Source organism: Pedobacter sp. NJ-S-72 (genome assembly GCF_053890575.1).
Genome location: NZ_CM132681.1, coordinates 2,865,532 through 2,878,602 on the forward strand (window position 1 = coordinate 2,865,532; position 13,071 = coordinate 2,878,602).

Annotated in this window: 15 protein-coding genes; 5 read left to right on the top strand and 10 right to left on the bottom strand. The window is 38.5% G+C overall.

All coding sequences use genetic code 11. The features are described 5' to 3' along the window. Position 1: 1 nt before the first annotated feature. The 10 genes from ACWYN3_RS19185 to ACWYN3_RS19230 form a co-directional block, all read right to left on the bottom strand. Positions 2-997, bottom strand: coding sequence for a hypothetical protein (locus tag ACWYN3_RS19185; RefSeq protein WP_456222551.1), 996 nt, complete (start codon positions 995-997; stop codon positions 2-4). Continuing rightward, positions 978-2,372 carry a hypothetical protein gene (locus tag ACWYN3_RS19190; protein WP_456222552.1) on the bottom strand — a complete coding sequence of 465 codons (1,395 nt, stop codon included), beginning with the start codon at positions 2,370-2,372 and terminating at the stop codon, positions 978-980. The genes ACWYN3_RS19185 and ACWYN3_RS19190 overlap by 20 nt, the downstream gene beginning before the upstream one ends. Before the next feature lie 48 nt (positions 2,373-2,420). Then, on the bottom strand, positions 2,421-3,080 hold the full coding sequence (locus tag ACWYN3_RS19195) for an SdiA-regulated domain-containing protein (RefSeq protein ID WP_456222553.1): 660 nt from the start codon (positions 3,078-3,080) through the stop codon (positions 2,421-2,423). After that, entirely contained in the window at positions 3,040-3,291 is a 252-nt protein-coding gene (locus tag ACWYN3_RS19200) for a hypothetical protein (protein WP_456222554.1), read from the bottom strand. The genes ACWYN3_RS19195 and ACWYN3_RS19200 overlap by 41 nt, the downstream gene beginning before the upstream one ends. A gap of 110 nt (positions 3,292-3,401) precedes the next feature. Then, the gene (locus ACWYN3_RS19205) at positions 3,402-3,920 is read right to left on the bottom strand and encodes a hypothetical protein (protein ID WP_456222555.1); all 519 of its coding nucleotides are present in this window, start codon (positions 3,918-3,920) and stop codon (positions 3,402-3,404) included. Then, positions 3,917-4,462, bottom strand: coding sequence for a phospholipase D-like domain-containing protein (locus tag ACWYN3_RS19210; protein ID WP_456222556.1), 546 nt, complete (start codon positions 4,460-4,462; stop codon positions 3,917-3,919). The genes ACWYN3_RS19205 and ACWYN3_RS19210 overlap by 4 nt, the downstream gene beginning before the upstream one ends. Before the next feature lie 22 nt (positions 4,463-4,484). Then, a complete protein-coding gene (locus tag ACWYN3_RS19215; protein WP_456222557.1) occupies positions 4,485-5,453 on the bottom strand; it encodes a hypothetical protein in 969 nt (322 codons plus the stop codon). Between the two features lie 7 nt (positions 5,454-5,460). Further along, positions 5,461-6,735: a Pycsar system effector family protein gene (locus tag ACWYN3_RS19220; protein WP_456222558.1), complete on the bottom strand. Its 1,275-nt coding sequence runs from the start codon at positions 6,733-6,735 to the stop codon at positions 5,461-5,463. 22 nt (positions 6,736-6,757) lie between these two features. Continuing rightward, a complete protein-coding gene (locus tag ACWYN3_RS19225; protein ID WP_456222559.1) occupies positions 6,758-7,162 on the bottom strand; it encodes a hypothetical protein in 405 nt (134 codons plus the stop codon). A 28-nt stretch (positions 7,163-7,190) separates the two neighbouring features. Further along, complete coding sequence (locus tag ACWYN3_RS19230; RefSeq protein WP_456222560.1) at positions 7,191-7,346, bottom strand: hypothetical protein; 156 nt, start codon at positions 7,344-7,346, stop codon at positions 7,191-7,193. Between the two features lie 598 nt (positions 7,347-7,944). On the opposite strand from ACWYN3_RS19230, the gene ACWYN3_RS19235 reads away from it, so the two are divergent. From ACWYN3_RS19235 to ACWYN3_RS19255, 5 genes are all read left to right on the top strand, one after another. Continuing rightward, positions 7,945-9,018 (top strand): AMP-binding protein, encoded by a 1,074-nt coding sequence (locus ACWYN3_RS19235; RefSeq protein ID WP_456222561.1) that lies wholly within the window; start codon positions 7,945-7,947, stop codon positions 9,016-9,018. A 166-nt stretch (positions 9,019-9,184) separates the two neighbouring features. Further along, positions 9,185-10,051 (top strand): phosphopantetheine-binding protein, encoded by an 867-nt coding sequence (locus tag ACWYN3_RS19240; RefSeq protein ID WP_456222562.1) that lies wholly within the window; start codon positions 9,185-9,187, stop codon positions 10,049-10,051. Continuing rightward, positions 10,051-11,016 (top strand): beta-ketoacyl synthase N-terminal-like domain-containing protein, encoded by a 966-nt coding sequence (locus tag ACWYN3_RS19245; protein WP_456222563.1) that lies wholly within the window; start codon positions 10,051-10,053, stop codon positions 11,014-11,016. Before ACWYN3_RS19240 ends, ACWYN3_RS19245 begins: the two co-directional genes overlap by 1 nt. Continuing rightward, on the top strand, positions 10,998-12,056 hold the full coding sequence (locus tag ACWYN3_RS19250; protein WP_456222564.1) for an acyltransferase domain-containing protein: 1,059 nt from the start codon (positions 10,998-11,000) through the stop codon (positions 12,054-12,056). The genes ACWYN3_RS19245 and ACWYN3_RS19250 overlap by 19 nt, the downstream gene beginning before the upstream one ends. Before the next feature lie 41 nt (positions 12,057-12,097). After that, entirely contained in the window at positions 12,098-13,066 is a 969-nt protein-coding gene (locus tag ACWYN3_RS19255) for a phosphopantetheine-binding protein (protein ID WP_456222565.1), read from the top strand. Positions 13,067-13,071 lie beyond the last annotated feature (5 nt).

Sequence of the window (13,071 nt, forward strand, 5' to 3'; positions counted from 1 at the left end):
TTTAATCTGTTTTTATCGCGACTTCTACCCGCAATGCTTTAAGTCCTTCAACACCTTGTAATTCTTCTACATCCAGGTATTCTACCTGGTCTGTCAATAAATGCTGTTCCTGCAATTTATGGATATACTCGATATATTCATCAGCCTCCGAACTATTGAAGTAAACAATCGCAATTTTACCCGGTTGTGTAAGGCGTTCAGTACTGTCTTTGACATGTGCCTTATCAATTCTTTTCTTCACCATCTGATACCGGATATTGTAACTTCCTTCGACATCAAATCTTTGTTCATCAATCCTGAAACTTATGTCAATGATTTTCTCATACACAAAAATCAATTGAGTAGTCTCCATAGGTATAGCCAGTGATGGCTTCAGGTTAGCCGTTATCCTGGTTATCTCAGCAATTGCTTTCAGCTGCCTCAACCTGAAATCGGCCAGCAAATCATCTCTGAAATCTATATCAGGTGCGATGGAATGTCCCAGGTAGATATCAAACTCTACTCCGTCCGTTCTGAATTTCTCAAAATAACAAGGATATTTCTGCTGCAATTCTGCATTGAACTGATCAAGGTGTTTATTCACTGCACGATTAATAGCCTGCATGCTTTTTTCGTAGTTATCCCTGTTTTCAAAGATTTTTCCTCCGGGCTTTGTCAGTTCAAAATATTCATCGATGATCTTTTCGGCCTCAGGGTAAACTTCTTTAAGCACATTCAGATAAGGAGGAAGCTGATGTTGCAGATAATCATCAGTTTTCATAATCTCCCTGTCGGAGATTTCATCAAACCCTTTATGGTCCCATGCGGATTCCTGTCTTGGAAAATCATCCTCCAAAACTTCCGGTATAATAGTTTTAAGATTTCCGAGTGTTATCTCTAAGATCTCAAAATGAGCGAAAAGGTCTTTGCGGATCATCAGGTTCCGTTCAATACTGGAATTCCTGATATCTATCGCCCCATAAAAAGGATGAACATCTTTAAAAAAAAAATTGGTCAATGGCTAGATTTTTTTCCCAGCCACCAGAAGCCATATAATTGTAGGCTGCCTGATTGAAACGCCATTCTACAGAGGATTGCAAAGCCGTAAACTTATCAGTTACAATAGCAGTAATCTCATTGTTAAAATCAATAATAACATTCTGATAAAGCTGGGCTAATAAAGGAAATGCACTCTCAATTCTGGACAAAGTGTTTCCATTGAAAGCACCGCTGTCTTTGGTATAAAGTTCTAAACAGCCTATTAGTTTCGCATTATAGTACAATGGGAAAATAGCATAAGATTTAATGCCAGCATCTGCCACCAGCTTAAGCATAGGATAGGTTGAGTATTCTTCAATATTAACCTCAGGAAAGATGAGCCTGCGTGGATTTGCGACAAATGTTTTAACTAACGCTGTATACTCTGCTTCCTCTACCCCATTTAGTTTTGCCTGCTGAATGATGACGCTTTGAAAACCTTCATGAAAATAGGGCAATGTCTTATTATTCAGTTTCAAATAAGGCAGCAGCAGCCCAAAATCGATCAGGTCACTTCCAACCAAAGATTTTAAAGCCGTAGAAATTGTTGAAGTACTCCAGCCTACCTGGCATTGATTATGAGAAATGATTGCATTTTTAATAGACTCCAGCGCGTATTCTGCTGTAATATCTACTAAACTTACAATAGTAATCCCTTCAACACGGAACATTTCAGAAGGGAGTAAAGTTGTCAGGGTTTCCAGACTGCTGCTTTCATCCTGCATATACTCTTTCACATTTTGAAGGGTAAGCTCCGGTAAAGGTGTATTACTGGTAACTTCTACAAACCTCGTATCTATATTTAATCTGTAATATCTAATTAACTGCGTTTTATGGTCAACAATAGACTTGATAACATGGTTATCTGTTGCTAAACTAAAATTGTAAAACTTCTGCAAAACCAGGTTGTACAGTGTAGTTAGCATAGTATTCTGCAATTCCTTTTGAGAAGGTAATGCTAAGTCTTCATTTAAACTCTCTTTTTTTTTATCATCAAGTAAAACTTTATAGAAAGCATTTGTCCCATAATAAAAGCAGGGACATACCGGTTTGCTCAATGCCCAGAGTTGCTCCCGTTCATCATTAATAATAGGTGATAACGCGGTATATATCAGTTCAAACAGGTGATTGTATTTATTGACATTTGCAGCAGGAATAGGGTCCATCAATTCTGGAAAAACAGAAAACTGCTCCAGCAGATAGTTATAGAAATTTATTTTGGCTGTTTTTTCTACCTTGATCTTTTCAGTAAGAAATGTAATAAATGGTTTTAACGAAAGCCGGATATCAGCTTTCATCCCATTCTCTTCATTCCCGCATACGTACTTGTTAAAGTCAATAGTTATTGCCTGCATTTTTTGTTTTTCAATTAGAAGCGTTAAATTCTTAATTTCCTTAAAGGTCTAAGGTTTGTACTTAAATTTAAGGATATTTCCTGAGCTGAGTTCATCACCTTCATTAGAAATATACAAATTCATTTCGTTATCAAAAGCTAAACCTTCGGGTTGTATAAAGGTAGAGGAATTTAACCGGTGTACACTTTTCACCTTCCAGTCCGGAGTTGCTACAACCAATAATTTATTGACCGATGAAAGAATATACCAGTCTCCGGAGTGTGGGTCTTTTGTTAGTGCTGAGGCTTTTAATCCCGTTTTCAGAATTTGTCCTTTATCAATCAGCGAAGTCATATCCATTGAAAAATGGCCTGAAGCAATTAACTCTTTTTTAGCTGGATTATAAGTAAAAATAGAACCCGACATTGTTTTTTCCTTTTTATCTTCTTTACAGTTTTTGCAAAGAATGTAAACCTGGTTTGTTTGCTGATCTGCGTAAATACTCTCATACTCTCCGTCTGGCAGTATATCGTTCCATTCCTTAATGTTACCTACTTTTGCTTTGATCGCTTCAGTAAAGGGAAACGTGTAAAGCGTACCGTCACTTCTAAGGATAATAACCGTTTCATTTAAAATCGCCAGATCTTCATAATCGCCTTTTTTCCCGAAGGTAGCATGCTGTTGTTTCTTATTCCCCCATGCTTGTCTGAAAAAGACGCCCTTCTTCATCCTGTATAGAATAAATAGTATCACTCTTTCCTTTGTAAAAGGCAATACCAGAAATCTCATGCAGACTTTCAGGCATTGTAAATTTCTCAGGCTTGTTCAAATCGTATCCTTTAGGACTTGTATAAGATTGTCTGGCTGGTTTACAGGCATAAAATCCAATCAGTATCAGAATTGGAAAAAGGTAATTCAGCCTTTTTAAGAGTGCTTTCATCTATTTATTTATTTATTTTTCTGTCAGATGGAGCCTTTGATGACTAAAATAATTATTTCCCTGCGGGTTTAATAATTATTTTAGTCATGTCGGGTTCATAATGCATTATTTTATTCGATGGTATGAGCGGTGGTTTGTTTTAGAAAACCATAAATGGCTTCCTGCGAACGTATATGAACCTCTCCGGCACAATAATTATTTTGTAATTCTTCATTTAATTCAACCGCCTGGACAGTATCCTTTAACTGTAAATTTAAGATTTCTATCAGTCTTATTTTTAATTCCTGATCATAGATTGGAAAACAGACTTCTATTCTTCCATAAATATTTCTGTTCATCCAGTCTGCAGACCCCATAAAAACATCTTTTGAACCATTATTATGGAATAAAAAGATCCTGCCATGTTCAAGATAACGGTCTACAATCCGTTTCACTGTAATATTTTCACTTTGTCCTTCAATCCCCGGAATCAAACAGCATACACTACGTACAATCAGCTGAATTTTAACTCCGGCATTGGAAGCTTCATAGAGTTTAGAGATCAGTACCCGCTCTTCCAGGTTGTTCATTTTGATAACAATACCAGCGGGCAAGCCCTTCTTTACATTGGTTATTTCCCTATCAATCAAATCAATAAAACGCTGTTGAAGATTGAACTGAGCAACCAGCAGATGCTCAAAATTAATAGCATCTTCCAGCAGAGGTTTTTTCTTTTCTTTCTTAAGAAGCCAAAAAGCTGTTCCAGTTCCGCCAGCATAACCTGGTTGGCAGTCAGCAGAATATGATCTGTATAAAATCTTGCTGTTGACTCATTCAGGTTTCCTGTTGCCAGTAAACCGAGATATTGAACCTGGTCTCTGATCTTTCTTTTAACCAGCGCCACCTTTGCATGTACCTTTAGCTCTTTATTACTATAGATAATTTTCACTCCCGAAGCTTTCATCCTGGAAGCCCATTTAATATTATTGGCCTCATCAAATCTTGCTTTCAGTTCTACCATCACCGAAACCTTTTTACCATTTTTGGCAGCAGTCATTAAGGCATTTACAATTCTGGAATTATCAGCAACCCGGTAAAGGGTTACATAAATTTCTTCTACAAAACTATCATTTGCGGCTTCATTGAAAAACCTTAATATCGGATCATAGTTTTGATAAGGGACATGAATCATCAGGTCCTTTTTCTGAATCTGTTCAAATAAAGTGTCTTCTTTTTTTTAGCAGCAGGCTTGGCAGTGCAGGCCATTTAGGGTAATTTAATCCCGGTTCCTGAAGTGGAAAACTACTCAAATCTTTCATGTTGTGGTAATATCCACCCTGCACAACAGAAGAATTTTCTAAATTAAGTGCATAAATAATCTTGTAAAGATATCTGAGGGGTATACCCGGCTGACATAAAAACCGTGTAGCAATACCTAGGTCACGCTTCTTTAATTCCTTTTCCAGTGCAATCGTGATATCTTCGTCCAGATCATCAATTTCATCTTTGATGTTCAGCTCTGCATTCCTGGTGATTTTGATATTAAATACACCTGTTATCTTTTCAGCTGGGAAAAGATAATGAAGGTTATTTCTGATGATATCGTCCAGGAAAACTACATACTTTTGATCGTTTTTATTCACTGCGTATAACCGGGGCAAGTCGTCAGATGGGATCGTAATCAATTCTAAACGCTCTATTCCCGTGGCATCAGATAAAATAAACTGCCTATATAATTTATTGTTTTCAGCAAAAAAACCGTCTTCATCCTTTGCTACTGAAAATAACCTGATATAAGCCAGAACTTCATTAAAGAAAATCCGGGCCACCTGGTCTGCAATCTGCTCAGGAATAGCTTCATTATATAACCAATGTATATGCTCGGCTTTCAATGCAGGTAAAAGCTGGTTGGCCAGTAAATGCCCGAAACGCTGCTGCTGCTGATTGATCAAAAACTGCGCTTTATAATAGCTATTATTTAATCCCGTATTATCGTCAAAATTATCAATTGCCATTAATACTGGCATTCTTACACGATAAAATTCATCCAGATTGGAAGAGTAAATAGACAAAAACCTGATCCGTTCCAGTAATGGAACATGCTCATTTTCTGCTTCCATCAACACGCGTTCATTAAAACTCAGCCAGCTCAGGTCACGATTAAAAAAAGAGTATTCTTCCATGGTATTTTTATAAGGCTACTACCGCACTGGCAATAACAAATGCAAGAACAGAAGCAATAATACCAAACATAAATACATTATAGGCAATTCTTAACAAACGGTATTTACGCCCCAGAACTACACCCTGAGAATATAAATCCCGGATCAGACTGCCATACAGAAAATCTCTGTCTTCCATCATTTTCTGCATCCCGTCAACGTAATCTGGCAGAGCCATCCGGTAAAAATTACCAAAGAATAATAAGTTCACCTTTTTTTCCTGAATATCTTCGGGTGTAAAAGTCCCCGGAGGTACTGTGGGTCTGGTTGCCAGAATAGAAAACACCATGGTAACCACGCAGATGACCAGCAGGATTAAAGTAGGGATAATCAAATGAGGGTTATCTTCCAGCTTACGCAGCAAAACACTCAGTGTAACAGACAGAATGATAGAATTTGTAGAAATCATAATATGTGCCTTATTATCGGCCATATCACTTAAACGCTGATGGTTACCTGAAGAGATCCTGAACATAGTCTCTATCCCCTTATCAGGACGGTCACTTTTTTCTTTTTTTTCTTCCTTTTTATCTTCTTTCTTTTCTTTTTGAACCTTATATGCTGTAGTAGCTATTTCAGTTTTACGTTCAGCATTGACCTGAACTGAATCACCGGTTTTCTCTTCCCTTGTTTTTTCATGTTCATCTTTGATGAGCTTCTCTTTCAATTCGTTCAGGTTCATTTCTTTTTTTCGAGCCAGTAAGTCAATGCAGTAATCGGTATGATAATGATGTGCTTCAAAAAGCATGATTGTTTTCAAACGCCATTCATGCTTATCAATATCTCTTCCTATAAAAGCAATTGCTTCTTTACGGATCAGTTTATTTCTTTCTTTAAAATCCTCACTGCCCAGATGAAAGAGATCGGCATCACATACAATTTCCTCTAACAGGCCAACAGGGCGCTGAGGCATTTGTGTAGCCAGAATACAGTTCATGACCTGGCTGGTTAACTCAGGCTCTGCTCCTTTGGATTCCAGAAATTCTTTTGCCAGTGCAGCTCCACGCTCTTCGTGTTTTTCGCAACTGGTCAGGTAACCTATATCATGGAACCATGCAGCCACGTTTACAATAAAGAAATCATGATCCGACAGTTGATAATGATTAGCTATTTTGACAGTAGCTTTAACTACCTGTTCGGTATGCAATAAGTTGTGGTAGATTAATCTCTCGTCTTTTTTAGTATGAAACAAGTTCGAGACATGCGCTCTGACCTGATCTAATATTTCCAGGTAATTCATCATATAAATATGGCGGTTTAAATTCTTAATTCCCAATACCTTCAATGAGCATATCTATCAGCTCATCAAAATATTCATGGGATTGTATTTCGGAAGGGTTAATGGATAGCGGGAAATGCAACCCCCGAAAAGCGACAATCAGAACGAAAGACATTTTATGAATACTCTCTGCCGAGAGCTCTCTGAACTCGCCGCTTTGCGTACCTCCGAGAAGTATTTCACTCAGCATTCCAAGCTGCATTTGTTCGTATTTTAATCTAAGAGGCAACAACATCCTTCTGGACTCAATCATGTCTTCAAAAATTACTTTATAAAGACTTCTGAACTCGAGGATTGCAGTACTCTGGAAGTTTAAAAAAGCTTTCAGTTTGTCTTCTGAAGAAAGCAACCCGTTTACAGTTTCCCGTAAGTTCTTAATCACTGCTTTCATCTCATCTTTGACAACCGCAGCAAAGATTTCATTTTTTCCGGGAAAATAATAATACAGTGTACTTTTCCTTTTTTCCAGCGGCAGCAGAGATATCCTCTATGGTTGTTTTTTTTAATCCGAATTTCCCAAATAAAGATTTGGCGGCAATTAAAATTTCACTAATTACAATTTCATCTTTATCCATATCAGCAAAACACATTTTGAATTCCAAAAGTATTGAATTTAACTGGGGAAAATAATACCCCAATAAATAAAAAGGAGCCATTTCCAGCTTAGCTGGATCATTATATTATATGGTAACAAAATAATGACAACATGTTTTAAACTTAGGAACCCAACCGTTACCAGTAAAGTCATTTCTTATAGGGAGAAGAGGAACGATCTTTGCTAATTATTCTTAGAATAGCAGAAATAAACGAATTCTTAAATTTATATATAAATAACAGTAATTAATCCAATTCCCTAATTCATAAAATCATGTACATAACAACCTTATAAATATTAGCTTCGCAATTAATAGAATTGTCATTTTTTTTTTTTTAAATTAAAATAACATTAATCAAGAGATAAATTTAACGTGCACTCAATCTTAGCTAATCGTGGCAACTCAATTTATTAAAAGGATGGTAATCATTCTAAAGACAAAACATTTCTTTTCAAAATCAGGAAAAGCCGGGATAAATTAAGGAAAGCTGGCTACGTTTTGGGGCATTCTACTATTGCCATGAAACATTTGTTCATCAGGAAAGATATTTATGATCAGTTAAAAAAATTAGAAGTTAATGCATAATATTACTAAACAGGATTTTATTGGCACTGAATCAGTTCCTTTGGTTTACACTCTTTTTGAAACTGCTGCCAGAAACTTTCCACAGCTGATTGCTCTTTCTTCTGGAAAAGAGCAGATCACTTACGAAATACTTTTGCAAAGGGTTAACGGATTATGTCAAAAAATCACTGAATTAGCACCAAATGAAGATCTTATTGGCCTGAGTACAACCAGGTCTGCTGATATGATTATCGCTCTGCTGGCTATACTCAAGTCCGGCAAAGCTTATCTTCCTTTAGACCCTGCTTATCCTCAGCAAAGATTAGTACAGCTAATTGCAGATTCTGCTATTAAAACCTGTATTTGTCCGGATACTGATCAGGATTTTTTCAGTCTGGCAGGATTGAATATCATGATGAATAACCCGGGCAGTTTAGCCGGGATTTCGCCTCCAGAACATCAGACCGCCAACATCGGGCAAAACCCGAATGCTTACGTGTTATATACATCTGGCTCTACTGGTACCCCAAAAGGGGTATATATGACACAGGCTGCATTAGTCAACCTTATTTTATGGCAGCAGCAGAAAAACTCTGCGGCAGGCCCGGGAAGTAAAACATTGCAATTTGCACCGATTACCTTTGATGTCTCTTTTCAAGAGATATTCAGTACACTCACTACTGGTGCTACTTTAGTATTGATCAATGATGATTTAAGGCTGGATCCTGTAAACCTGCTTCATTTCATCAATGAAACTCATATAGAACGTATTTTTCTGCCTTTTGTAGCGCTCCAGTTTTTAGCGGAAGCTGCAACTGGCAACAAGCAGTTCCCTCAAAGTTTAAAAGAGGTAATGACTGCAGGTGAACAATTAAAAATTACTCCGCAGGTAAAAGAATTTTTCGAAGGACTGGACAATTGTGTCCTTTTCAACCAGTATGGCCCTACTGAGTGCCATGTGGTTACCGAACTTAAATTGCAGGGCGAGCCTAAAAACTGGCCAGCATTACCAAATATCGGTACAGCAATTTCGAATACTGTCATCTACATTCTAGATCAGGATAAAAATCTGCTTCCCTCCCGGTGAAACTGGCGAATTAGGGATTTCCGGCATCAGTTTAGCCGAAGGTTACCTGAACAGGCCCGAATTAACAGCAGAAAAATTTGTACAAATCTCACTAAATGGTGCTCAGACCAGGGTTTACCTGACAGGTGACCTGGCCCGTTACGAGCAGGATGGCACTATAGAATTTTTGGGAAGAAAGGATGATCAGGTAAAAATCAGGGGATATCGAATTGAACTTGGTGAAATCGAAGTACAGCTGAATCATATTGAGGGGATTAAACAGGCCATAGTTATTGCTAAACCTGACCTGAGTGGTCAGCACAGATTACTGGCTTATCTTGCCAGCGATCAGAAAAATATGAATACCACGCTGATCAGAAATCAGCTTGAAGCACATTTACCAGACTACATGATCCCTTCTTCATTCATCTGGATGGAGGATTTCCCCAAAACGACAAGTGGAAAAGTCGATAAAAAAGCGTTACCCATACCTGAGCGTAAAAGACCCGAAATATCTGCTATTTACAGTCCGGCGAAAACCAGCCTGGAAAAAAGAATTGCTGCAATCTGGATTCAGGTACTGGAACTGGATACTGTGGGCGTGAATGACAATTTCTTTGAATTAGGAGGAAACTCTCTTTTGGCATTAAAAACAGTTTCTTTATTAAGAGCTGAATATCATATAGAACTACCAATTACTAAACTTTATCAATTTCCTCAAATCAACCAGATTGTTAATTATATCAACCCGGCATCGGCCGCGCCTAAAAAACCACGAAAAAGGGAACATTCATCAGATCCCGGACAACCAGTCGCAATTATTGGTATGGCTGGTAAATTCCCCGGTGCTGATACAATTGAAGAGTTATGGGAAGTACTGCGTAATGGCAGAGAAACGACTACCTTCTTTAAAGATCAGGAGCTGGATTATTCTATTGCTGATGAATTAAAAAATGATCCACAATACGTAAAAGCGAGGGGTATTATTAAAGATGCTGATTTATTTGATCCTGCATTGCATTTTTTGGTATTAATCCTAAGCTTGCTGAATTAATGGACCCGCAGCAGCGTGTATTTTTGGAAATCAGCAGAGATGTATTGGAAAAATCGGGACATCTGCCAGCTGTTTATGACGGGATTATTGGTGTATTTGCCGGCTCCGGGAATAATAGTTATTTTCCTCATAATGTTGCAGGGAATACAGATTTGATTAACCAGGTTGGAAGTTTCCAGGTGATGACAGTCAATGAGAAGGACTATATTTCTTCAAGAACGGCTTATGAATTGGATTTAAAAGGTCCGGCAGTTAGTGTTTTTTCAGCTTGTTCTACTTCATTACTCGCTGTTTCGCAGGCAGTGGAAAGTTTACGGAAAAATCAATGTGATGTAGCTATTGCTGGTGGCGCAAGTATTTCTTCTCCTATTTACAGCGGACATATTTACCAGGAAGGTGCGATGCTAAGTAAAGATGGCCATTGCCGGTCTTTTGATGAAAATGCAACAGGAACTGTATTCAGTGATGGAGCAGGAGTTGTACTTTTAAAAACATTGTCAGCTGCATTACAGGATGGAGATACAATTTACGCACTGATCAAAGGCTTCGGAGTAAATAATGACGGAGGTGAAAAAGGAAGTTTTACTGCGCCCAGTACCGACGGACAGGCTGCTGCAATTGCAATGGCTATTGAGGATGCAGCGGTAAATCCTTCCACTATTTCTTATGTAGAGACACATGGAACGGCAACTCCTTTAGGCGATCCTATTGAGATTGAAGGCTTAAAACAGGCTTTTGGCGAACAGTCTGAGCAACAGTTTTGTGCGATTGGCTCTATCAAAAGCAATATGGGACATATGACTGCTGCTGCCGGTGTTGCCGGTCTGATTAAAACTACTCTTGCTTTATATTATAAAGAAATCCCTCCTTCTATCAATTTCGAAAAACCCAATCCGAATATATCTTTTGCCGGATCACCATTTTATGTGAATGACCGGTTAACGCCATGGGAAACAAAAAGGTAAGAGCCGGGGTAAGTTCTTTTGGTGTGGGTGGTACAAATGTCCATGTTATTGTCGAAGAATATGACCATTTAGAAGCTGTTAACCAGGATAACGGCAGGCTAAAAAACCTGTTTAGCTGGTCTGCCAAATCCGAAGAGAGTTTACATGCTTATGGATTAGCTTTAAAAACACAATTACACGCACAGCCCGATCTTAACCTGGCTGACATTGCATATACACTGCAAACAACAAGAGCCGATTTTTTACATCGCAATTTTATTGTCGCCGGGACAAAAGATGAGCTGTTACTTGCCCTTACTGATTCGATAGTCCCTTCAGCAAAACTTAAAAGACTGCCCGGTGAAACTGTATTTCTTTTCCCCGGACAGGGTGCTCAATATATTAAAATGGGCGCAGAATTATATGCAAATGAACCAGTATATCAAAGTGCTGTAGATGAATGTGCTGTGATTTTAAATGCTTATCTGGATAAGGATATCAGGACGATTATTTATGCCGGGCCTGATGACTCGCAGGCCGGCACAAATTTGAATCATACAAAATATACGCAACCAGCTTTATTTGTCACTTCCTATGCGCTTGCAACTTTGTGGATGAGCTGGGGAATACAGCCTTCAATCCTTTGCGGGCATAGTATAGGAGAATATGTTGCAGCACATTTAGCTGGCATTTTCACACTTGAAGATGGGCTAAAACTGATTGCTTCCCGCGGTGCAATGGTTAGCGGATTACCATCGGGAAGCATGTTAAGTGTTCGCGCTTCTGCTCTGGAAATTGAAAAAATACTTCCGGAAACCTTATCCATGGCTGCAATAAACAGCCCTAAATTATGTGTGGTAGCCGGGGAAGATGAAGATATCAATGCTTTTCAGTTACAACTTGATGAGAAACTGATTTTACATAAAAGATTAAAGACCAGCCATGCTTTTCACTCTTCGATGATGGACCCTATCCTGAAAGATTTTAGTGAGGTTGTTAGCCAGGTTAAATTAACAGGCCACAAAAACCCATTGTTTCTACGGTCACCGGCCAGTTTCTGACTGATGAGCAGGCACAAGCCCCCGCTTACTGGACAGAACATATGAGAAAAACAGTTAGATTTTCCCAGGCACTGGATACAGTACTTTCACTGGATAACCCGGTATTGATTGAAGCCGGTCCTGGAAATACCTGTACTACCCTGGCATGGCAACACGAAGCTAAAACTCCTTTTACTGCTATTGCCAGTCTGGACAAAAAAGAAATAACTGGTTCATATGATGTACTTTTTAATGCTTTGGGAAAAGCGTGGTTAGCAGGCTTAAATCCGGATTGGAAAGCATTCTATGGAAAGCAGCAGAGAAAACGAATTGATTTGCCTGCCTATAGCTATCATAAAAAGAGATACTGGGTCGAGCCTAAAAATATTGCAGAACAAATAAAATATACAACTATTGATCTACCAAACACAAACACCCTTAAGCTCATGAGGAAAGATACGCTGATTGAAAAAATAAAACATCTGTTGGAAAATGCTTCCGGAATAGAAATGGATGGTGTTACCCCACAGATGAGTTTTATTGAGATTGGCCTGGATTCATTACTGATGACGCAGGTAGCAATTACATTAAAAAAAGAGTTCTCTCTTCCTATTAGTTTCAGACAATTGAATGAAGAATATTCGACTATTGACGCACTTGCTACCTATATAGACAAAAGTTTACCACAGGAAACTGTACCTAAAGTTCCGGCTTTAACACCAGTCTATACAAATGCCACCCTATCAGCCGGATCAGCTGCTTTTTCTCCTGCAGATACAGCTTTAGGATTAATCGCACAGCAATTGCAATTGTTAACTAAACAGGTGGAATTAATGAGCGGTTCTGCTCCCTCGAATTTAAGTGATGCTGGTATATCGGCTCCAATAGCCATGAAGGAAGATAAAACCATTACAGCACTTTCTGCAGAAGAGCTCGCTGAAATAAAGAAACCTTTTGGAGCCACTGCGCGCATTGAAAAAAGTGTGCGACTGAATTACAGCCCGAACAAAAGAGCTTCTTACAGCAATTAACACAA